The sequence below is a fragment of the Gammaproteobacteria bacterium genome (assembly GCA_029881255.1).
Taxonomy (GTDB): domain Bacteria; phylum Pseudomonadota; class Gammaproteobacteria; order S012-40; family S012-40; genus JAOUMY01.
Genome location: JAOUMY010000017.1, coordinates 1 through 22137 on the forward strand (window position 1 = coordinate 1; position 22137 = coordinate 22137).

The following is a 22137-nucleotide window of genomic DNA, read 5'->3' on the forward strand; positions in this document are numbered from 1 at the left end:
CAGCCTCTTGCCCGCTTCCTGGCGATTTTGCGTGGCGTAACAAATATCGTCTTTCTTCGGCCCCACGATATTGGGGAAACGCTCGCGCAAGGCAGAGATGACACCGGCGGTATCATCCATTGACAACGTCGTCTGTGTCACAAAGGCGAGATTTTCAGGATCACCTACCGCAAGCTGGGCAACATCGCTTTCATCCTCAACCAGATAAATACGCCCTTTACCCAGGGATTGGTCGTATTGCCCCAAGGTGCCTTCCACTTCCGGGTGCCCCTGGTGGCCGATTAGGATCACATCGCGCCCGGATTTCTGGTGGCGCACGACTTCCATATGAACCTTGGTTACCAATGGACAGGTCGCATCGAAAACCTTCAAACCACGGCGATCGGCTTCATCGCGCACACTACGGGCAACGCCGTGCGCACTGAAAATAACAGTCTGATCGTCAGGCACCTCGTCCAGTTCTTCGACGAATATGGCGCCTTTTTCTTTCAGATTGCCGACCACGAATTTATTGTGGACAACCTCATGACGAACATAGATAGGTGGACCAAACATCTCAAGCGCTCGTTCGACAATCTCGATTGCACGATCGACGCCTGCACAAAAACCGCGGGGATTGGCCAATTCTACCTGCATAACAACCTTCTTCTCATTCAATCGATATCAGTTTGACATCGAAGATTATGTCCTTACCCGCCAGGGGGTGATTAAAATCAACGGTAACCGACGATTCGCCGATTTCGCGTATCATACCGGCCACGTCTTCGCCGGAGGGGGAAGTAAACCCGATAATCTGACCCTTTTCAATAGCCATTTCTGCGGGGAATTCCTCACGATCCATGTCCATAATGCGTTCCAGGTCGGGCATGCCAAACGCCTGTTCGGGTCCAAGCTCTACCGTTTTCTCCTCGCCAGCCGCCATCCCGAGTAACACTTGTTCCAAACCTGCGATCAGCTCGCCTTGTCCAAGCGTCAGCGTTAAAGGCTCCTCGTCGAAGGTGTCCTCCAGGATAATTCCTTCCGCGGAAGCCAAACGACAGTGAACAATCACTGTGCTGCCAGTCTGCGCGACTTTCCCAGTAGAGACCACTAGCTTCGATACTCCGCGTTGATGGTGACATAGTCATGGGAAAAATCCGTGGTCCACACCGTAGCCGATTCATCGCCACGTCTCAATTCGATACGCACCGTGATTTCACTCTGATTCATGACGTTTTGACCTTGTTCTTCCGTATAGCCTGACGCACGACAGCCGTGCTCAACGATACAAACTTCATTTAGATAGACGTCGATTTTGTCGACATTCAGACCGGGAACATTGGAGCGACCGATGGCCGCCAGAATTCTCCCCCAATTGGGATCACTGGCATAAAACGCCGTCTTCACCAAAGGCGAATGAGCAACGGTAAACGCCACGTCTTCACATTCCAGCAGATTCGCTCCGCTGTTGACCTCTATCGTCATAAACTTAGTAGCGCCTTCTCCATCGCGCACCAGCATTTGCGCCAGGCGCTGACAATGACTGATAACCGCCATGCGAAACATTGCATATTCTGCGGAAGTCGCATCGTCAATGATAGGCATTTCTGCCTTCTGAGTCGCTATCAAAACACAACTGTCATTAGTCGAAGTATCTGAATCGATAGTGATGCGATTGAAAGAAAGATCTACAGCCTCGGACAGACACTGCTGTAATAGTTCTGGATCAATCCGCGCATCAGTCGCAACAAAAGCCAGCATCGTCGCCATATTAGGGCGTATCATGCCCGCCCCTTTGCAAATCCCTGTTATCTGAATCTGCGCGCCACCGATTTCGATTTGATCGCTAATCCCTTTGGGCAAGGTGTCCGTCGTCATAATACCCTTGGCGGCTTCTACCCACGCATCCGCGTTTAGTGCCGACAAGGCTTTGCCGATACCGGATTCCAACTTTTCCATCGGTAAAAACTCACCGATTACACCGGTGGAAAAAGGTAAAACCTGCTCGCTTGCGATCCCTGTTTGCTGTGCAAGTATCTCGCAACTGCGCTGGGCATCGGCATAACCCCGTTCTCCCGTGCCCGCATTGGCGTTGCCCGTATTGATCAACAAATATCGTGGAGTATTAGAGGCTAAGTGTTCTCGCGCGACTTGAACCGGTGCGGCGCAAAATGCATTGCGTGTAAATGTCGCCGCCACCGCTGCATTTTCTGAAATCTCAAACACCACCAGATCGCGTCGGTTTTTATAGCGGATTCCCGCTTCACAGACACCAATACGAATACCGTTCACGGCCTCCAAAGAAGATACCGCTTGCAGACCAACCGCCATAGCGCCACACCACCTCGAATAAGTTACACAAGGGCACTATCCTAGCGGGATAGCCAAAGAAAACAAGTGGAAAAGTGATGAAAGCAATACCGGACTGAATGAAGCTAAAACGCTTCGCCAAAATCATCAATGAATTCGCGTAGCGTCATAAACAGCATAACATTGGCATCCAGATCCTCGGCGGAAAAGCTAACCCCGATACGGGTTTCCTTTTCATCGATCAAACACCAGACGACAACCGCATTGATGCAAACATTGAATTCGTCGGATACATACTTGATCTGAACCTCTTTGCCGACGTCAATAGCTTGGGATACAGTCAGGCCCATACCAGAAATAGACACATCGGAAACCAGCGAAAATCCCTGACTGTTGCCTTCGCATTCAATCAGAAATTGCCCCGGAATATCAGCCTTCGCCAGACTTTCCCGGTCATGACCACGTCGTTCAAGCGTCATCATTACACCTCACTGTCCCGTTTCCCCCAATCTATCCCTAAATTCATTCCGCGTATAAAAATTTATCACAGAAAACAGCGTATTGTCCGAAGATACCTAAATCATATCGGCTGATAAATCGGCTGTTTAAACACAATAATCAGATCTGTGACATTGGTTCCAGTGATTCGTTTGGGTAGCAAGGAATCGATTACTCCTAGACATTCCCCACTGCGCGCCTGGCAAATATACTCTTTAATATCAATCCCCTGCGCACGCAGCGCATGCGCACTATGGCAATCGACTATCGCCCCTGCTGCATCCGCATTTCCATCGACGCCATCGGTACTTGCACAAAGCGCCGTCCAGGCGAATTTAGACACATTTTGCGACTCTACCGCCAGCAATTTAATAAGATGCAAGGCCAGCGCTGTCATGCGACCGCCGCGCCCCGGCGTCGTGGGCAGGCTCACTGTAGGTTCGCCGCTCCAGATGTGCATGCCATCGCCAGACGCCCGCAGCGTTTCCACTATCTCTGCTGCAACTTCGGCCACATCACCATCAAGATAGGAGCTATGCAATGTCACTTCAAAGTCTGGATTTACGAAACTGCTAGCCGCGCTACGCGCCGTAGATGCGCTCGCTAATATGCGCGCATCTCTACAGCATGGCTCAGTATTTGTGGGTAAAGTGCTAAATAAACGCGCTATCGACGCTGGTAAACCCTCCACTTCGCTAGCGACACCAGAGGGAAACAACAAGCCCGAGCCTATCACCGAAGGGTCGTCCCCAGGGACATCAGAGATATACCACGCTCGACATTCCGCAACGCGGAAAAAATGGCACAAACCACCCCCTTTGATCCGCGACAAGCGCCGTCGTACTTCGTTAATCTCGGTTATGCTATAACCATTGGCCAGTAGCCACTGATTGGTCGTCTGCAAATCCAACAGCGTGACACCAGAAGCCAAGCTCTCGACCATAGCAGAACTCCCCCCAGAAAGCAGAAACAGAAGCTTCGCATCCTCAGGCAATTCACGCAGAAAACCAATCAAGCGCTCGCCTGCCTGCAAACTGCCCTGGTTGGGTATCGGGTGTCCGCTGTATAAAATCTCTACAAAATCAGGGAAGGATTTCTCACCGAGATAATCAGGCGCCGTAATGAGCAAGGCTTTTTCTGGAAGACCGGAAAGCGCCCCTTGCATCATGCTCGCCGCTGCCTTGCCTATGGCGATGACCGCATTTGGTCGATAACCACTGCTCGATAGCGCATCTGCCACACAGACCTGGCCATTCACCTGGCGGAGTATGTGCTCGTACAACCCCATGATCATGGCGCGCGGGTCATTCACGAACAAGTCTCCTAAGAAAGCGTCAAGGAATTATCGACAGGAATTAAGACTTCGTCAAAATTTCGTAAGGCCATCGCTTTTGCGACGTTGTTTTGCCGCTTTCTCGGCGCGATTTCGCCATATACCGGAATGCAAACTGGCATATGTCCACCAATCACCTTTCATGCATATTGAAACCTATAACAATACAGTCAGTTAACACGTCCACAAAAGAAAAGATAAAAACTGGCACAAGCAATGCAATTACTACTATGTCTCGATTGAGCAGTACGAGACGGACGCTATTTTCATTTTTCTCTCATCCTCCCTATAGGAAGGGATGCCCCAAAAGGGCATCCCTCTTTTTTTTACCCTGCGTTTTACTCAGCTTTGTCATTATATTTTAAGCAAATACATGTTAGTTTGTGCGCTATGTCCGGTATTCAAAAAATGACTTAACAGCACGGACATTCACACTCTACGTGGGCAGGGAATATATGTATAAACTCATCACTCTCGGCGCGTGGCTGATCACATTGAGTTTTCCGATCATTGCTGACGCTGCCTGTAAAACTGATCTGCCATACCATATCATGGATCGTTACGTTGATAATGGCGATGGTACCGTCAACGACTCACTGACTGGCCTGACCTGGATGCGATGCCCGTTGGGACGTAACTGGGACCAGGAAAAACGTATCTGTGATACGCCTTATGAAGGCACCACGCGTCTCGATATACAAGATACCTGGAACCGCGTCTTGGTTGAGACGCAAAATCTCAATCAAAATGGTGGCTATGCCGGTATCACTACCTGGCGCGTGCCCAATATCAAGGAGCTGGCGTCGCTTATCATGCTGCACTGCTATCCACCGATCGACACCTCGATCTTCCCTGATGCTGCATCAAAAACTGGCGCAACAAAATTCTGGAGCTCGACGCCCTCTCGCAAGATTGCACAGATCAATATTAACAAAGACAAAAATGCGACACCGATCTATCAATATCACACCCAGGCCTGGACATTTTCACTCGTCGATAATCAGGCCGCTGGCAAAGCCGCGGAAACCCCGACCCACGAAAAACATCATGTCATGTTGATAAGTGGTGATTCCGCCACCGGGGGGAGATAGATGAAATACATGTCGCGCTATACGTTAGTGGGAGCTGTAACATGTGTACTGGTTTTGAGTGCATGTGAACCATATGTTGGTGATAGAGGAACTGACGGTGATCGACGAGGGGGTATAAAAGGCTCGACAACTCGCCTGGTCCTCAATGACACTGGCGTCGATTTTTACCAGCAACACATGGTCGCCGATTCTCCATATGAGATTATTCCGGCCTCGCCTATCAAAGGTTCTGCCGCAGCTCCTGGCCAGGATGCTGACAGTGGGCGTGACGTTTCAGACGCCAATCCTGCTGATGGCAAAGGCGGATTCAGTTTTACCAAACTGGATGGCGCGACAGGCGCTGAGCTGCCTGACGATGCACAGGTATGGGGGTGTGTTCGCGACAATGTCACCAACTTGATATGGGAAACCAAAACGGTTTCAGGTGAACACGACGCCGGACATATGTACACATGGTATGAACCCGACGCCACTAAAAATGGTGGCGATCCAGGCATGGCCGCCGTAGAGGGAGACTGCGCGGGAATCAAATTCCTCAAAGGTAATACCAACGAATTCATTTCCAAAGTGAACAACTTTGAGAAACTATGTGGTTTTAGCGATTGGCGCCTACCTAAACGTGAGGAATTTCGATCACTAATTGACTACGGCGTAGAATTGAATTGGTACATAGACGGCGGCGGTGTGCTGCGTTACGAAAACGCGGTTTATATTGATGAAAAATATTTCCCCAATCTTCACATGCGTCGACATCGTTGGACCGCAGAGACCAGCTATTATAACCCGGCGCAGGCATGGTCTATACATCCCAATGACGGCAAAAGTGAAGTGCATTCCAAAGCCTGCAGCTCCAATGGCCAAGGCTTTACTAACGGCATTATGCTGGTCAGAAGTCCCAACTAATCACAACAGCGGCGGCAACTCGCCGCTGTTTTATTCTTTTCAAAAAATCTGCTTAGTGCAACGTTGAGTGCGCAAAATAAATCACCAGCACGCCGGCCAGTATCAAACTGATCTGTTGCACGCTGGTCTTTAAATCGACTTTTTGATGTAGTCCGGGAATTAAATCGGCAACCGCCACATAGATAAAACTCGACGCCGCTACTGCCAGAATATACGGCACAAAGTCCTGCACTGGGCCCAAGCTGTAATAAGCCAGAACACCACCAACGACGGTTGTCAGGCTGGATAGGATATTGAAAGCCAGCGCTTTGGCACGAGAAAAACCACTTTGCAACAAGATCGCAAAATCACCAACCTCTTGCGGGATCTCGTGGGCCGCAACTGCTAAGGCGGTAACTATCCCAAGTTCAATATCCATCATGAAGGCAGCCGCGATCAGAACGCCATCAACAAAGTTGTGGACCGCATCGCCGATCAATACCAGGTTTGCCGCCGGTACGCTCGCCGGTTGGTGATGATGGTGGTGGTGATGTTCGTGGATATCTTCAGGCGCGTGCACTTCACAGTCACTGTGATGACAATGCCTCCACAACACCAGTTTCTCCAGCACAAAGAACCCAAGCAGTCCCATCAATACGGTCAAAGAAATATTGTGCACGTCAGTTACCCCGGCGCCGATGGCATGGGGTAGTAGCGCCAATAAGGCCGCGCTCAATAAAGCACCAATGGCGAAGCTCACCAGATGGGGTATTAGACGTGTGCGCCACAATGCCGGAAGCAACAGAAAAACAGCGGCTGCCATAACGCTAAGGACGCCACCCACCAGGCTGAAGATGATGATCCAGGTTAGCGTGCTCACGCAAAGACCTTGTTTGGGGAAAGTTGGCGAATCATACTGGATTCACGGCCCATATCCAATTAGTCAGCCATCCAGATCAGACTAACCATGCGTCCCGTCCTGCCGTCACGGCGAAAAGAGAAGAACCGAGATCTATCGGTATAAGTACAATACCCGCCACCATGGATCGCAGTAACACCCGCATTTGTCAGACGCAAACGCGCGAGGGCGTAAATATCCGCGAAGTATTTTCCAGGTCCGCCGGGCTTAAATGCCCCGGCGCTACAGGCATCGTGCTCCACAAATCCGGCATAAACGTCCTCACCAACCTCAAAGGCCTCGGGACCAATAGCAGGCCCAAGCCAGGCAACAATATCTTTTCCAACGGCCGGCAAAGCGGATATTGTCGCCTCGAGCACGCCAGACAGCAGACCGCGCCATCCCGCATGGGCGGCAGCCACACAGCTGCCATCGCGGGAACAGAACAATACCGGCAGGCAATCCGCGGTCATCACTGCGCACACCACGCCAGGAGTTGTGCTGTAGCTGGCGTCGGCGGCGGTTCCCATCGGAGCGCGCGCTGCATCAACAACGGCGATTCCGTGAATCTGCTGCAACCATCTGGGTTCAGACGGTAGATGCACCTGTTCTATCAAACGTTGCCGATTGGCAGCCACATGTTGCGGACGATCCTCGACATGATCTCCAAAATTGAAACTATCAAAGGGAGGCTCGCTGACACCGCCAGTTCGCAATGTCGACAAAGCCAATACATTAGCAGGTGCTGGCCACTCCGGGACTATCCAGTCACTCCTTGTGCTCACGATAATCCTCCCTCATCGCCGATATCAGCGCTTTCAGATCCTCAGGTATCGGTGATTCCCACGACATATACTCACCGGTGATCGGATGCTCCAGTCCCAGTCGTTGCGCGTGCAAAGCCTGGCGCTTAAAGCCACGCAAACACTCGGCAAAATGCGCACTCGCAGCCGGCGGAATTTTCAGGCGACCGCCATACACAGGATCGCCGACGATTGGGTGTTTGATATAGGCCATGTGCACGCGAATCTGGTGAGTACGCCCGGTGTCCAACTTTACCCGCAACAAGGTATGGGCGCGAAAGCGTTCCTCCAGTCGGTAATGCGTCAGCGCAGGCTTGCCGCTATGTGAAACAGCCTGGCGGGTTCGCACCGAGGGATGGCGACCAATGGGCTCATCAATCATACCGCCGGCTGTCATCTCACCCCACACCAATGCCAGATACTCGCGATCAAAATCCCGGTCTTGCAGAGCCTCGACCAGACGGGTGTGCGCGGCGATGGTTCGCGCCACTACTAACAAGCCGGTGGTTTCTTTATCCAGTCGGTGTACCACCCCCGCGCGCGGCACTTTAGCCAACGCAGCATCATGGTGGACCAGTGCATTCACCATCGTGTTATCCGGGTTGCCCGCACCAGGATGCACTACCAGTCCCGAAGGCTTGTCTATCACCATGATGTGTTCGTCTTCGTAGACGACATCAAGCGGTATCGGCTGCGCATCCCAGTTTTCTGTCTCCACGGCTTCCAAAGCCGCCTCAACATTCACCTGGACCTCGCCACCCACCTTGAGTTTCTCGCGTCCAGGTACGACCTCGCCATTGAGGGTAACGAGTCCGTCCTTGATCCACTTTTGTATGCGGCTGCGCGAGTAATCTGGCAACTCCCGTGCAAGAAACTGATCCAGCCGAAGGCCGTAATCGAGATGTGAAATCTTCAGATGCAGTATTTTTTCAGACATTTTCCGTCCAGGTGGGTTGTGGCCAAGCGCGCCATTATAACCAAATCAGGGAATTGGCTTATAGCAGACGAGAAGCTGTTATATACTAGGCCTCTTTCAGACTGCATCCGAGACCACATGAGCTTTATCCAACGAATTGTACTCCTGGTTGTCATCGCCATGCTGAGCGCATGTTCGAACAATCCCCAGCGCTCACAAAGCATTATCGGCATGGACGACGCTGACAAGAGTGCCGCCACGCTTTACCAGGATGCCCGCAATGCCCTTGACCGAGGCGACTACGAAACCGCTATACAAAAGCTGGAGTCTCTGGAAGCGCGATTCCCATTTGGAAAATTCGCACAACAGGCACAACTGGACAAGGCCTATTCCTATTACAAATTTGAAGAGCCGGAAACCGCCGTTGCGCAGGCCGACAGCTTTATCAAACTCTATCCTCGTCACCCGCGCGTCGACTACGCCTACTATCTAAAAGGCGTTATTCGTTTTAATCAAGGTATCAGCGCGTTTGACGAGATTGCCAAAATGGACCCGGCCACGCGTGACTCGGGAACAGCACGACAGGCGTTTCAGTATTTCTCGGAATTACTCGAACGCTTCCCTGAAAGCCCCTATGCCCAGGATGCCGCGCAACGCATGGCCTATTTGCGCAATAGCATTGCACGTAGCGAACTGTATTCGGCGCGTTATTACATAAAAATGAATGCCTATATTGCTGCCGCCAATCGCGCCAAGTATATCGTCGAAAACCTTTATCAGACGCCATCATTGCCCGAGGCATTAAACATTATGGTCAAAGCCTACCGTAAACTGCGCCTGGACGATCTGGCGGCTGACGCAGAACGAGTACTCAAAACCAATTTTCCCAAACACCCCCAAACATTAGCTCTGAACGACAGCAAGTTGTTTGGTTTGAACGATACCGGAGAGTAAAACCTCATGTGGGACTTTTTCGCGACAGTACGAAACCGCCATTCAATACGTAAATACCAGAGCGATATGCCGGTAGAAAAGGAAAAACTGCACGCTATTATCGAAACCGCCTGTTCAGCGCCATCCGCAGGGGATTTGCAGTCTTACCAGATCGTTGTGGTTTCCAGCAATGAAAGTCGTGATGCGCTGTGCGCAGCCATGAAAACACAGAACTTCATCTCACAAGCGCCGGTATGCCTGGTGTTTTGCAGCAAGGATAAAAAGTCCGAAGAACGTTATGGTGAAAAAGGCAGTCTTTTCGCGCTCCAGGATGCCACGATTGCCTGCGCCTATGCGCAACTGGCCGTTGTTGCGGCGGGACTGGGCTCTACCTGGATCGGTGAATTTGACGCCGTATCGATTAGAAAGGCCTTACGACTCGAGGATGACCTGACGCCAGTAGCTATTTTAAGTCTTGGTTATCCCGCGGAAATCCCCGAGCCAACTTCGCGTCTACCTATCGACGAAGTCCTTATACAACGTTAATCGAAAACCTTTAGCGAATCCGGGAACACCTAGATCGCGTCCGCGTCTTCCTCGCCGGTACGAATACGCACAACTTTTTCTACGGGGACAACAAAGATTTTACCATCGCCTATCTTGCCCGTGCGCGCCGCATTCACAATCGCCTCGACGCAATTCTGCGCCTGCTCTTCACCAACGACGACTTCGATTTTTATCTTCGGTAGAAAGTCCACCACGTATTCAGCACCGCGATAAAGTTCGGTATGGCCTTTTTGACGACCGAATCCACGTACTTCTGTCGCCGTCATTCCTGTAATTCCGATCTCTGACAAGGCTTCACGCACGTCGTCGAGTTTGAATGGTTTGATTATGGCTTCGATCTTCTTCACAACAACCTCCCTCAGTTATCCAGTTCGGAATATCCACTAGTAATCGGATAGCGCCGGTCTTTGCCAAATGCTCGGGCCGTTATCTTAACACCAGGCGCGGCCTGGCGTCTCTTGTATTCATTGCGATCCAAAAGCCACACAACACGCCTAACTATCGTCTCGTCATAGCCATCGGCAATAATCTGCTCGATAGATTCATCCCGTTCGACATACTTTTCGAGTATGCCATCGAGTATCTCATAAGGCGGCAAACTGTCCTGGTCTTTCTGATCCGGGCGTAGCTCAGCAGACGGTGGCCTGTCAATGATACGCTGCGGGATCACTTCCTGATCACGATTACAATAACGCGACAACTCATATACCAAGGTTTTAGGTACATCTTTAAGCGCGTTGTATCCGCCCGCCATGTCGCCATAGAGCGTGGAATATCCCATCGCCATCTCACTCTTATTCCCGGTGGTGAGCACCATCTTGCCGCGTTTATTGGATATCGCCATCAAGATCACGCCGCGACAACGCGCCTGAATATTTTCTTCCGTAACATCGGGTTTGCTATCAGCAAAAGTTTCTTTCAGCGTATCAAGAAAGGCATTGAAGCTTTGTTCAATACTGATGACGTGATATTCAACGCCGAGATTCGACGCCATTTTTTTCGCATCTTCGAGACTCATGTCGCTGGTATAACGTGAAGGCAGCATCACCGCTTCGACATTTTCCTCACCGAGGGCATCGCAGGCCACGCACAAGGTCAGTGCCGAATCGATTCCACCAGACAAACCAATTACCACGCCTTTGAAACCGTTCTTCAACACATAGTCGCGCACACCACAAACCAGTGCCTGATATACGCTTTCGACTTTGCCTGGCAATGGACGCAATGGAGTTGATGCCTCAGGCACAACGCCGTTTTCCGAACATTCAAATTTCAGCAACGACATTGACTCACGAAATGACTCGCTGCGATAAACAACAACGCCATTACTGTTTGTCACGAATGAAGTGCCGTCATAAACCAATTCATCTTGCGCACCAACAAGATTGACATAGACTACCGGCACATTAGTTTCTTGAGAACGCCTGGCGACGATTTGTTCCCGTTGCGCGGTTTTGCCTACGTGAAATGGAGAAGCGTTCAGGTTCAATATAATCTGCGCGCCTGCTTCGCGAGATTTGCGCGAAGCCTCTGGCAACCAGGTATCCTCGCAAATCGTAACCCCGAGCAAGACTCCCTCAACGTCAAAAACCGCAGGCTTATCTCCCGGCGTAAAATAACGTCGCTCATCAAATACGGCGTAATTAGGCAATTCCATTTTGAAATAACGGACCAACAATTTGCCACTTCGGAAAACGCTAGCCGCATTCATCAGCTTTCCGTCCTCGGTCCAATGTGGATGACCTATGACAACAGCAATATCTGCCGGCAGGGAGTGACACAACTTGTCGAGTGCAACATTGACTTTACGTTTCAAGCCCGGACGCCATAACAGATCTTCGGGTGGATAGCCGACTAAAGTCAGCTCAGGATAGACGATGACATCCGCACCTTGCTCGTGGGCTATTCTGGATGAGTCGCGAATTTTTCGCGTGTTTCCAGGTACGTCGCCAACAATAAAATCAAGCTGCCCAAGGGCAATCGTTAACGTGCGCATGTCGCTTATCCTTCGAAAAAGTCCAGCATACGCGTACCCATTTCAGCGGGTGAACGTACGACTGTGACTCCCGCTGTTTCAAAAGCCGCAAACTTTTCTCTTGCCGTACCCTGACCACCCGAAATAATTGCGCCTGCGTGTCCCATACGTTTATCCGTAGGTGCAGTAACGCCTGCCACATAAGCCACAACGGGCTTTTTCACATGCTTTCGAATATAGGCGGCAAGCTCTTGCTCAGCATTTCCACCAATTTCACCAACGACTATCATGCCCTTGGTCTTGCGATCCTCTTCGAACATGCGTATGCAGTCAACAAAACTCAAGCCTTGTAAGGCATCGCCGCCGATACCGACCACGGTCGATTGGCCAAGGCCAACGGCCGTCGTCTGCTTTACCGCTTCGTAGGTCAGGGTGCCGGAACGAGAAACAATTCCGATGATACCCGGTTTAAAGATTTCACCCGGCATTACCCCGGCGAGACATTGTTCCGGTGTTACGATGCCGGGGCTATTGGGCCCTATCAGTATTGTGCCGTGATTGGCGAGAGAGCCTTTCAGTTTAAGCACATCGTGTACAGGCACACCCTCACTTACGCAAATAATCAAACCAATCCCTGCTTCGGCGGCTTCAACTATCGCGTCTGTTGCCATGTTTGCAGGAACAAAAACCAGGCTGACATTCGCCCGGGTTGCCGCTACTGCATCGTCAACGGTATTAAATACCGGCAGGCCTAAATGCGTGCTACCACCTTTTCCCGGCGTCACGCCACCAACGATGTGCGTGCCATATTCCAGCATACGCTGTGCATGGAAACTGCCTCTGTTTCCGGTGAATCCTTGTATCAAAACTTTGGAATTTTTATCGAGTAAAATTGCCACGTTTACACCTGTGTGTATTGGACGATAGCTCTCACCGATTCGACAAAATCGTCTTTTATATCGAATTTGAATGGGGAGCCCCGCAGCAACGTGCAGGCTTCTTCTGAAAATGTTCCTGAAAATCTCACTACGACGGGAAGTTCGACATGGAGCTCTGCCACTGCACGCACCAATCCGCGGGCAACAACGTCGCACTGAACGATTCCGCCAAAGATGTTTACCAGGATGCCAGTGATATTTGACGCAGAAAGTATCAGACGCACAGCTTCAATCACGGTATCTTCATCGAGTCGCCCGCCGAGATCAAGAAAATTGGCGGGTTCTCCACCGTGCAATTTCAGCAAATCGGTTGTCGCCATAGCCAAACCTGCGCCATTGACGATGCAGCCAATATTCCCTTTCAAGGAAACGTAGTGCAGACCGTGTTGCTCAGCAAAATTCTCGCGTTCGTCCTCTTGCTCCACGTCGCGTATTTCACTTAGATATTCATGTCTATGCAGCGCATTGTCATCCACGACTAGCTTTGCATCGAGTGCAACCAGCTCGCCCTTGTGATTGACTGCGATGGGATTGATTTCCAGCAACACCAGATCCTTGTCTCGAAACAGACGATAGAGCTTATAAATAATTTGCGCCAGTTCGGTTTCCTGGCGTTTATCCAAGCCCAGTTTGAGCGCCAGCCGACGCGCGTGATTGGGTAGCAATCCTAGCACCAGATCGGCAGCAACAGTGTGGACGCTCTCCGGCTTTTCTATAGAAAGCTCTTCGATATCGACGCCACCATAAACCGAGGCAACTACGACAATGCGATCGAGACTCCGATCAATCAGCATAGCGAGGTATAGCTCCTGTCGGATATCAACAACCTGTTCGATTAGCAGGCGTCTAATAGGCTGGCCCGCTGGTCCTGTCTGCTTCGTGATCAGGCTGCGATTTAGTAAATCCTCACAAATCCGTCGCAGCTCATCAATACTGCGCACAATGCACACGCCACCCGCCGGTCCTCGACCGCGACTATGCACCTGCGCCTTTACCACCCAGCTATCACCACCGAGCCGTTGCGCCGCTTCCACAGCAGCCTCTGTCGATTCCACCAAACTGCCTTGCGGCGTTGGAATCTGATAGTCCTGAAAAAGCTGTTTTGACTGGTATTCGTGCAGTTTCATTAAAGATTCACGTCGAAAGGCTATTCAAACCTGGAGTTCGTGTTCCGATACCTATGGTAGGTAATCCTGAGACATCCATGGCGCTGAGCAGAATGAAGTTTAAAAACATATACTTATTCGCTTCCTCACTAATATTCGCGGCTACACTGGAAGCCGCTACCGTACTTGAGCAAGGTAAGGACGCTGCTCGAATCGGCGATTATGCCCAAGCCCTGGCGCTTTGGAAACCCCTGGCCGAAAAGGGTGACGCCGAAGCGCAATATCTATTAGGCCGACTTTACCGCAATGGCAAAGGCGTAGAGCAATCTGAAAAACAGGCTTTTGAGTGGTTTGAAAAAGCGGCAAAGGGCGGGCATGCTCGCGCACAATATTTAACCGCATACTTTTTACACCACGGTCGTGGCGCCCCACGCCAGTTCGATGCCGCAACCCAGTGGTATAAAACCGCGGCAAAAAATGAAGACCGTGTCGCCAGGGAAAAACTCGAAAGCGTTCCCACAGAAACCATGGGATTGACCAAGGCCATCAAAGATGCGAACCAATTGCTTTCCCCAGAACAGGCCCTGCGCATAGCCGCTCACAACGGTAACAATATCGCAATACATGAACTCCTCAAATTGAATGTTAACGTCAATCTTGCTGACGAGAACGGCTATACGCCATTAATGGAAGCGGTTCTTCAGCAGCATACTCACACGGTTAGCGCGCTCCTGAGCTCGGGTAGTCGAGTCAACCTGAGTAATAATGGCAATGATACCGCGCTACATCTGGCAACACAGTTGGGCAACATCAATTTGGTAAAGATGCTGCTCAAGCAGGGAGCTAATATTAATCAACGCAATCTAAATGGCGATACTCCGCTACATATTGCCGTCAACAACGGCTATACGGAGATTGTCGACTTTTTGATTAATTCACGAGCAGATGTTGACGAGCGTGAAGCCAATGGACGAACTCCATTGGTTCTGGCTGCGATCAAGGGGCGCACGCCAGAAGTAGAACTACTGGTACGCGCAGGCGCCAAAACTGAGATACGTGACATCAATGGCTATACCGCACTACACATTGCCGCCAAAGAGGGTAGAAGCGCGATTGCCAAAACATTGCTCAGCAATGGTGCGAAAAACAATACCCGTTTGACACGTACTGATGATACTCCCCTGACTCTGGCAATAAAACAAAACCGTCCTTCAACCGTGTCACTGTTGCTGACATCGGGTGCCAACCCCGATGAAAAAGATGGTAACAACAGCACGCCACTGATGATTGCCGCCAAACACGGATACTCACGTATTATTGCGCAGTTGTTGCGTCACAAGGCTAATCCTAATGAAGGTGACAGCCGTGGAATGACCCCGCTTATGGTGGCTGCTACCAATGGACATCGAAATATTTGCGTAGCGCTGCTAACCAACGGTGCCGACGTTAGTAAAACCACACGGCTCGGCTGGAGCGCACTGATGTTTGCCACCGACCGAAGCCACCACAATATTGTTTCTTATTTTCTGCAACAAAGCGCCAACAAAGATCAAACCAGCCACGCCGGCTGGACGCCACTCATGATTGCCGCCCAGGCGGGAGATTTGCGAATTGTAGAATTGTTGCTTGAGAGCGGCGCTGCAACTTACAAAAAAAACCGGGACGGTGAAGACGTTTTATTTATTGCCAGTCGCAACAACCAGGAAAAAGTCGTGCAATTACTATTGAAATTTGGCGTCCCGGCATTAACATTCGAACTCCCCAAGGGACAAGTGTAAAATTTTTTGTTACGCACTCTCCTGTGTTAGCGAAAGAACTACCGCTGGAACATGTGTTGCTTAACAATATCCTTTAAAACACATAGAATGCGGCATTACTAACCGAGCCCCCAAAACTTATGCGTAAATATCTTGCTTTGCTCTCGTTCTGCCTGATTGTCAGCGCGTGTACACCCATACCCGAAGGGCTCAAAGCAGTTGACGGTTTTGAACTCGAACGTTTTCTCGGCAAATGGCATGAAATAGCCCGACTCGATAACACATTCGAAAGAGGACTGGAGAATATTACCGCCACCTATTCAAAAAGGGATGACGGCGGAGTAAGAGTTGTCAATCGCGGATACAATGTAAAGAGAAAACGCTGGGAAGACGCGGAAGGTCGTGGATATCCGATTGAGTCGACAAATATCGGACGTCTGAAGGTCACATTTTTCGGACCTATCTATGGCGCATTTAACATCATTGCATTGGACAAAACGCACTATCAATACGCTGTCATCTGCGGTAACACCAGAGACAGCCTGTGGATAATGTCGCGAACCACAACCATCGACGACCAATTGTTTTCAGAGATTCGTGGTCGTTTGGCAGAACAGGGTTTTGCCACAGACAAGCTTATAATGGTTGATCATTCGGCGGCACCGCCTGCATTATAGAGCTCTGAAAACAAACTCACGCTTCACAACGATATGCTTACGTTTTTACGTTTATCAATCTGCCTATTTATTGCACTTTTTTCTCAGACCACAGTGGCGACTTTTAAAACCGAGGGTAGTGACCTGCTTATGGGCGTAGGCCCCGCGCATATTGCGCAAGCGGGCGCAGTCAGCGCTGACGTGGACGGCATCTATGCACTTTTCTGGAACCCCGCGGGTCTCGCTCGGTCCACAACGGGGCAAATTGCCATTTCGAGACAGTTAGATGCATCGCTCGAGACGTTCAACTTTATCGGCATTAGTCATAGCGCGAAGTTTACCCTACTCTCCGATATGAGAGTCGCCTATGCGTTTGCGTGGCTGCCACGTTTGCATGTTGCCACGTCTGGCGCATTCTCCAACGACAGTTTTGAAAACCTGTTTTTACGGTTTGCCTTACCTGCGGTACCGGATGATTTCAATGGAGACAGCCGTTCTAAAACCAGAGACTTTCGTTTCGGCCTGGCTGTCGCGCCAGGCGCGGCTAGCCGATGGTCAGTAGGTGCCAGCATTGGCGTGGTACGTTGCGTTTCTCACTTGTGTGGCTCGACGCTCAGCGCCCCGGAGTTGAACTACACGGCACAAACAGAGGCAATCGCCATCGCGGTGAATCTAGGCACGCAGGTTCAACTCACATCAGATTTGAAATTTGCGCTCAACGTTAGAGACATCAATACGCGTCTGCACGTAGACACGACGGTGACTCAAGGTGATCAGATCGACACACAGGTCTTCGACACAAATTTTCCACGTGACATTGTTGCAGGTTTTTCGTGGCAGGCGCACAAGACCTGGAAACTATCCGCAGATTATCAGTCACTTTCCGGTCTCTACGGACAATATGCCATTAACCTGCAATTACTGCGCATGGGTGTAAACTATGATTCAAATCCATTTACATGGCGTGGAGGAGTTTTGATACCGATCATACTTCGCACCGGATTGAGCCAAAATCTAAGACAGGACCTCCCTGCGCCACTAGTACCCAGCGCCGGCCTGACATGGCGTATCAGGTCATTTATCGTTGACCTTGCGCTTTACCCTCACCCTGTGATGAGCTATCACTACAAACGTTTAAGCCCGTCCGCGGACGCATCAATTACTTTACATTTCTAAAATGGAAATACAACAAAAACGACGCATCAACGCGCATTTTTTGAGCGCTAGTTTGATAATGGGAGGATTACAGATTGCAGATGGGATGAGTTTTCTCGTACATCAACAAAGCAATTTCAATATCGCCTTTTCGTGGCTGCAGCTATGCTGGTTTATCATCACACTACTCTGTGCATTTCTGCTTTGGGAATTCTCTGAAACACGCAAAATCATCGCCACTTTTCTTAGCTATATTCTATGCAATATCGCACTGGCAACAAGCATTTTTGAACAGAATCATTCGGCGTTTGGCTACTCAATTCCCGCCTGGTTCTCACTAATAACTGTTCTAACCGGGTTTCTATTGCTGTATTGGAGTTATCGCAGCATACGCCGCTCAGCCGCCAATCTGTCCTGAAAACAACACCACGCATACTGCAAGGTTGAACAGATTAATCGCGCCTATGATGCCAAATACCGTTACCAGGCGTGACTGGTAGCCCTGATGACCGAATGACCGTTTATTGTTGACCTCTAACATGATGCACCCCTATAAGACCGTCCGTTATGCATCCTCTATAACGTCCGTTCCTTGATGGATTTAACATTTCGAGTGCAAGAAAATGCCAACTTTACTGTATTTCTTTTAATTCCTTACCCGAAAGTAGTATGCGCTTACAATCATTCCAGGGCAAAACACTTGGACTGGAAGGGGAAATAAAACTGCCATTCGCTTAGAGTTGACCCGTTTTAAGAAACTGTACAGCCCTGCTGGCCACATGTGGGGAAAACAACATTCCGGTATGACTGCTACGCATCACAACATGTTGTGTCAACCATGGGGCACAAGTTTCCGACACAGATACCGCCCCATCACATGGTTTTTCCAGGTTTGTCACCAGACGCCCCAATCCAAGAGGACTTTCACCTGAAATCAAGCCGATATCATAGCCCTCCAACGGCGTTACGCCGTTGACGAGTATATCCGCACTTCTACCAAGCATTGTTCTGCCAATGGAAGAACGATTTAGCGTTTGCGCGGCTTTGCTACCCTGTAGCGGCGAGCCCAGCATTAGCACTCTGCGCAGATTTTCCGGGTGATATTGACGAATATATTGCGTGGCAATAAGACCACCAAGGCTATGAGCCACGATTGAAAAAGACTTTCCATTTAAACTGGTAATCGCTTGGTGCAGAGCAAGTACATTTGCCTCAGGTGAACGTCTTACAGTTCGATAAGAGAAGTTGATAACATCGTAACCAGCTCGACGGAAAAAACGGGCCAAAAAACGCATGACTCCGGCGCGTGTCCAGATTCCGTGAATCAGCACAACGATCGGCTTTTCAGCTTTTTTCATATCAGATTTCTATGAGGGAACAAAATTGATCGGATAGGTAACCATGGTTTCTTCAACATCTCGTTCCCCAAAATCGACCGATTTAAGTTTGACGACGAGCTTACGTTCCAACTGGGGTGAATTTAGCTCGCTCTGCATGACTTTGCAACTTGTTACTTTGCCAGAAGGCGCGATGACCAGTTCAAACAATACCGTACCGCGTAATGACAGATTATTGCGTCGTTCCCTATTGTATAGAATTTGGAAACTGCCTTTCACTCGCTCCAGTACGAGCTCAATTTCTTCCATACTACGTCGGGCAACACGCGAGCTACCTTTACCATCTTTTTCAGATTCAGTGACTATGGTTGATTTGACTTTGGTAAGCTCCCGCTCATTTAAGGCTGTCTGAACAGTGTCGCGAGTCAAGTGATCAGTACTTACGCCGCCACTACCTTTGTTAACCACTCTTGTTACCGGCTTGCTTTCTTTTACTGCCGCTACGCTACCTTCGTTACTCAGCTTGCGTCTGGGATTAGTCATACGCTTCAGCTCAGGCGTGTCTCTCAGTGCCGCCAACTCGTCGCGCATGGCTAGCAAACCCACTTTGGCCACACGCTCCTTGGCACTGGGTTGCCGCTTTGGCGTAGGAGGAACTGGCTTTGGCTTTTCCGCCTTCGCGACTTGCTTCTTCGGTGGTGGTTCCTTCGGCTTCTCCGGTTGAGGCGCAGGAGGTAAGGGAAGAGGCTTGGGTTCTGGTGGCTTTTCAATCTTTTGTTTGCGTTCCATCATGACCTTGGCCACGCGCTCAGGTACTTTGATTTGTTGCTCGCGCGGTATTTCGCGTACCGGCAAGAATGGTACAACAATACTGACGATAGCAAATACTGCGACCACACGTAACACAATGCGCTGGAATCGACTATCCAGTTCATCCGGTTGTGTATTTGCAAAACCACGCCAGCGTATTGCAGCCATCATACTACGACTCACTTACTGCCTTTTTTTGTACTGCGAGCGAGATATTGCCAAAATTGGCATCTGCGCAAGTCATCATTATTTTCTTTAAGAGACGATACGGGATTTCTCTATCCCCCATGATCGTAATCGCGCCAGTCTCTACTTTGTCACCCAATGCGCCATAAAGACGCTTATACTGAATCTGCAATTCTGTTTGCAATGGAACGATCAACGATTGATTGAGTTTTTCAACATCTGCGATAGAGGCAATTTTTCTCCCCTGTACTAACAGATCACTGCTGTTAACCAGCAAAACCAGCGTTTCATCCGGACGTTTGCTCGAGATGGACTCAGGCAGCTTGACTGAAGACTTGCTCGATATCGTTTCTACATCCGATGAATTAACCAAAAGAAAAAACACCAGGATAGTAAAAATATCCATGAGTGATACAAGATTTAGTGACGCACTTCCCCAACGGTTGCGTTTATCCCGATCACGTTTCCTCAATCCACGCGCGCCTAAACTTTCGCCACCAAGACTCATGAAGCCCCTCCTGGCGCGTCACCGATAGAAATGTCGGGAAACATTTCTTCAAACGCTGACTCACTTCCTCTGGGATTTGCTCGCATACGCACCGCATCCATGACCTGTACCAGGGTGTCATATTCAGTATCCGGTTCAGCCAGAATCGTGGCATCACGACGCGCTGGAAAACGTTGCTTTAGGGTCGCCATAGTATCGGCCAATGCTTTGAAGTCGTACCCATTCTTGTTGCTTTCTATTTTTCTAGTAAAGCGACTACCACGTTCGTGTATGACAACGTCGTCTTTATGAATCACGATTTCCAACTGAAAACGGTTTTGCGTTAATGATTCACCGCTCGACTCCGGCGGAAGATATAAGTCGAGCACTGTCACACGCGAAAACACCGCTGTGATCAATAGAAACGGTACTAGTATGACCATTAGATTCATAAATGCCGTAATATCCAGCTCTGTGGAACTGGCCTTACGTCTACGGCGTCTGATTCTAGCCAACATTACTCATGCCCATTCTGTGAAGAAATAATATTGAGAAATTTCACGCCGACCATTTCCTGCCCATCTACAATCTCATTAGTTTTGGTTTGTAGGTAGGTGTATATCAGTAGCAGTGGTATAGCCACCATCAGGCCAAATGCAGTTGTATTCATGGCTACAGAGATACTTGAAGACAATAGGTCTGCTTTCTCGGCTGGATCGGCATTGGACACTGCGGTAAAGGCCTGTATCAGACCAATAATCGTACCAAGCAGGCCCATCAGGGTTGCGACGTTGGCAAATGTCGAGAGATAGTGCGTCCGCTTTTCAAGCTTGGGCAAAGACTCCATCAAGCCCTCTTCCATTGCGGCTTCAATCTCCTGAACCCTGCGATTATTATGCGCCCGAGCTAAACCATATGACAGCATCTGTCCAATTCCATAGACATTTTGCGACGTCAGTGAAAATGCCTCACGAAAACGCTTACTGCTGACCAGGGGCTCAACTTCTTTCCACAAGGAGACATTTTCGCGTCTTACTTTTGATAAAAACAGAAAACGCTCAATCGTGATGGCAACACCAATCGCAAACACCAGCATGAGCGGATACATAAACACTCCACCGCTCTGAAAAAATTTCACAATTACTGAATATGTTTCCATATACCCTCCGCCTAAAAACAATTACTACTAATACCATTGACTCTTTTTCGGCCAAGCGATGGCATAGGCAACTCCCATGGAGTCTACTTAACGCTCGCCGCTTGCTTTATTTTGTATAACTCAACTTTTCTCTTAAAATCATTCGGATCAACCAGTTCAAGTTCCTCATCGAGCATGCTCTCTATTTCAAGACCTGCCGCTGTAACAGGCTGAAGCGGACGCCAAGGCACAACATATAAGGCCTTAGGAGCCTCTTCATTTCCGATAACATTATCTGTATCCAGCTGAATCTTTTCTTCAGCTACGACTGATGAAACTGTCAAGGCCAGCAACACAAATACACGTTTTATCATAACGCCTC

At 49.7% G+C, this 22137-nt stretch carries 28 protein-coding genes; 8 read left to right on the plus strand and 20 right to left on the minus strand.

Annotated features, from left to right (window positions below):
* From ispH to OEZ43_20245, 6 genes are all read right to left on the minus strand, one after another.
* Positions 1-636 (minus strand): 4-hydroxy-3-methylbut-2-enyl diphosphate reductase (gene ispH / locus OEZ43_20220; GenBank protein ID MDH5547909.1); only part of this gene is annotated, 636 nt, incomplete at its 3' end.
* Positions 637-649: 13 nt separating this feature from the next.
* Positions 650-1090: an FKBP-type peptidyl-prolyl cis-trans isomerase gene (locus OEZ43_20225; GenBank protein ID MDH5547910.1), complete on the minus strand. Its 441-nt coding sequence runs from the start codon at positions 1088-1090 to the stop codon at positions 650-652.
* The gene (gene argJ, locus OEZ43_20230) at positions 1090-2310 is read right to left on the minus strand and encodes a bifunctional glutamate N-acetyltransferase/amino-acid acetyltransferase ArgJ (protein ID MDH5547911.1); all 1221 of its coding nucleotides are present in this window, start codon (positions 2308-2310) and stop codon (positions 1090-1092) included. The genes OEZ43_20225 and argJ overlap by 1 nt, the downstream gene beginning before the upstream one ends.
* A 104-nt stretch (positions 2311-2414) precedes the next feature.
* A complete protein-coding gene (locus OEZ43_20235; GenBank protein ID MDH5547912.1) occupies positions 2415-2771 on the minus strand; it encodes a PilZ domain-containing protein in 357 nt (118 codons plus the stop codon).
* Between the two features lie 98 nt (positions 2772-2869).
* A complete protein-coding gene (locus tag OEZ43_20240; GenBank protein MDH5547913.1) occupies positions 2870-4099 on the minus strand; it encodes a DUF4147 domain-containing protein in 1230 nt (409 codons plus the stop codon).
* A gap of 11 nt (positions 4100-4110) precedes the next feature.
* Positions 4111-4242 carry a hypothetical protein gene (locus OEZ43_20245; protein MDH5547914.1) on the minus strand — a complete coding sequence of 44 codons (132 nt, stop codon included), beginning with the start codon at positions 4240-4242 and terminating at the stop codon, positions 4111-4113.
* 333 nt (positions 4243-4575) lie between these two features.
* On the opposite strand from OEZ43_20245, the gene OEZ43_20250 reads away from it, so the two are divergent.
* Together OEZ43_20250 and OEZ43_20255 are read left to right on the plus strand one after the other, a co-directional pair.
* Positions 4576-5211 carry a DUF1566 domain-containing protein gene (locus tag OEZ43_20250; protein ID MDH5547915.1) on the plus strand — a complete coding sequence of 212 codons (636 nt, stop codon included), beginning with the start codon at positions 4576-4578 and terminating at the stop codon, positions 5209-5211.
* The gene (locus OEZ43_20255) at positions 5212-6114 is read left to right on the plus strand and encodes a DUF1566 domain-containing protein (GenBank protein MDH5547916.1); all 903 of its coding nucleotides are present in this window, start codon (positions 5212-5214) and stop codon (positions 6112-6114) included.
* 52 nt (positions 6115-6166) lie between these two features.
* Here the strand turns inward: OEZ43_20255 and OEZ43_20260 are convergent, their stop codons facing one another.
* The 3 genes from OEZ43_20260 to rluD are packed head-to-tail and all read right to left on the minus strand — an operon-like array spanning position 6167 to position 8731.
* Positions 6167-6973, minus strand: coding sequence for a ZIP family metal transporter (locus OEZ43_20260; GenBank protein ID MDH5547917.1), 807 nt, complete (start codon positions 6971-6973; stop codon positions 6167-6169).
* 59 nt (positions 6974-7032) lie between these two features.
* Positions 7033-7776, minus strand: a complete 744-nt coding sequence (gene pgeF / locus OEZ43_20265) for a peptidoglycan editing factor PgeF (protein MDH5547918.1) — start codon at positions 7774-7776, stop codon at positions 7033-7035.
* Positions 7760-8731: a 23S rRNA pseudouridine(1911/1915/1917) synthase RluD gene (gene rluD / locus OEZ43_20270; GenBank protein ID MDH5547919.1), complete on the minus strand. Its 972-nt coding sequence runs from the start codon at positions 8729-8731 to the stop codon at positions 7760-7762. The genes pgeF and rluD overlap by 17 nt, the downstream gene beginning before the upstream one ends.
* A gap of 117 nt (positions 8732-8848) precedes the next feature.
* Between rluD and OEZ43_20275 the strand changes: the two genes are divergently transcribed.
* Together OEZ43_20275 and OEZ43_20280 are read left to right on the plus strand one after the other, a co-directional pair.
* On the plus strand, positions 8849-9664 hold the full coding sequence (locus OEZ43_20275; protein MDH5547920.1) for an outer membrane protein assembly factor BamD: 816 nt from the start codon (positions 8849-8851) through the stop codon (positions 9662-9664).
* Between the two features lie 6 nt (positions 9665-9670).
* Complete coding sequence (locus OEZ43_20280; GenBank protein MDH5547921.1) at positions 9671-10189, plus strand: nitroreductase family protein; 519 nt, start codon at positions 9671-9673, stop codon at positions 10187-10189.
* Positions 10190-10218: 29 nt separating this feature from the next.
* On the opposite strand, the gene OEZ43_20285 is transcribed toward OEZ43_20280, so the two are convergent.
* The 4 genes from OEZ43_20285 to sucC are packed head-to-tail and all read right to left on the minus strand — an operon-like array spanning position 10219 to position 14250.
* Positions 10219-10557 (minus strand): P-II family nitrogen regulator, encoded by a 339-nt coding sequence (locus OEZ43_20285; GenBank protein MDH5547922.1) that lies wholly within the window; start codon positions 10555-10557, stop codon positions 10219-10221.
* Positions 10558-10568: 11 nt separating this feature from the next.
* Positions 10569-12206 (minus strand): NAD+ synthase, encoded by a 1638-nt coding sequence (locus tag OEZ43_20290; GenBank protein MDH5547923.1) that lies wholly within the window; start codon positions 12204-12206, stop codon positions 10569-10571.
* Between the two features lie 5 nt (positions 12207-12211).
* Positions 12212-13084 carry a succinate--CoA ligase subunit alpha gene (gene sucD, locus OEZ43_20295; protein MDH5547924.1) on the minus strand — a complete coding sequence of 291 codons (873 nt, stop codon included), beginning with the start codon at positions 13082-13084 and terminating at the stop codon, positions 12212-12214.
* 2 nt (positions 13085-13086) lie between these two features.
* Positions 13087-14250 carry an ADP-forming succinate--CoA ligase subunit beta gene (gene sucC / locus OEZ43_20300; protein MDH5547925.1) on the minus strand — a complete coding sequence of 388 codons (1164 nt, stop codon included), beginning with the start codon at positions 14248-14250 and terminating at the stop codon, positions 13087-13089.
* Positions 14251-14342: 92 nt separating this feature from the next.
* Between sucC and OEZ43_20305 the strand changes: the two genes are divergently transcribed.
* From OEZ43_20305 to OEZ43_20320, 4 genes are all read left to right on the plus strand, one after another.
* Positions 14343-16007, plus strand: a complete 1665-nt coding sequence (locus OEZ43_20305; protein MDH5547926.1) for an ankyrin repeat domain-containing protein — start codon at positions 14343-14345, stop codon at positions 16005-16007.
* 119 nt (positions 16008-16126) lie between these two features.
* On the plus strand, positions 16127-16663 hold the full coding sequence (locus OEZ43_20310) for a lipocalin family protein (protein ID MDH5547927.1): 537 nt from the start codon (positions 16127-16129) through the stop codon (positions 16661-16663).
* Between the two features lie 93 nt (positions 16664-16756).
* Entirely contained in the window at positions 16757-17818 is a 1062-nt protein-coding gene (locus OEZ43_20315) for a hypothetical protein (protein MDH5547928.1), read from the plus strand.
* A gap of 1 nt (position 17819) precedes the next feature.
* Positions 17820-18215, plus strand: coding sequence for a hypothetical protein (locus OEZ43_20320; protein MDH5547929.1), 396 nt, complete (start codon positions 17820-17822; stop codon positions 18213-18215).
* Here the strand turns inward: OEZ43_20320 and OEZ43_20325 are convergent.
* The 7 genes from OEZ43_20325 to OEZ43_20355 all read right to left on the minus strand — a co-directional run bounded on the left by OEZ43_20325 (position 18195) and on the right by OEZ43_20355 (position 22129).
* The gene (locus OEZ43_20325) at positions 18195-18338 is read right to left on the minus strand and encodes a hypothetical protein (GenBank protein MDH5547930.1); all 144 of its coding nucleotides are present in this window, start codon (positions 18336-18338) and stop codon (positions 18195-18197) included. The genes OEZ43_20320 and OEZ43_20325 overlap by 21 nt on opposite strands.
* Before the next feature lie 193 nt (positions 18339-18531).
* Positions 18532-19155, minus strand: a complete 624-nt coding sequence (locus OEZ43_20330) for an alpha/beta hydrolase (protein ID MDH5547931.1) — start codon at positions 19153-19155, stop codon at positions 18532-18534.
* Positions 19156-19164: 9 nt separating this feature from the next.
* Positions 19165-20115, minus strand: a complete 951-nt coding sequence (locus OEZ43_20335) for an AgmX/PglI C-terminal domain-containing protein (protein MDH5547932.1) — start codon at positions 20113-20115, stop codon at positions 19165-19167.
* Between the two features lies 1 nt (position 20116).
* Entirely contained in the window at positions 20117-20638 is a 522-nt protein-coding gene (locus OEZ43_20340) for a biopolymer transporter ExbD (GenBank protein MDH5547933.1), read from the minus strand.
* On the minus strand, positions 20635-21135 hold the full coding sequence (locus tag OEZ43_20345) for a biopolymer transporter ExbD (GenBank protein MDH5547934.1): 501 nt from the start codon (positions 21133-21135) through the stop codon (positions 20635-20637). Before OEZ43_20345 ends, OEZ43_20340 begins: the two co-directional genes overlap by 4 nt.
* Positions 21135-21776, minus strand: coding sequence for a MotA/TolQ/ExbB proton channel family protein (locus OEZ43_20350; GenBank protein MDH5547935.1), 642 nt, complete (start codon positions 21774-21776; stop codon positions 21135-21137). Before OEZ43_20350 ends, OEZ43_20345 begins: the two co-directional genes overlap by 1 nt.
* An 83-nt stretch (positions 21777-21859) precedes the next feature.
* Complete coding sequence (locus OEZ43_20355) at positions 21860-22129, minus strand: hypothetical protein (protein MDH5547936.1); 270 nt, start codon at positions 22127-22129, stop codon at positions 21860-21862.
* Positions 22130-22137: the final 8 nt, after the last annotated feature.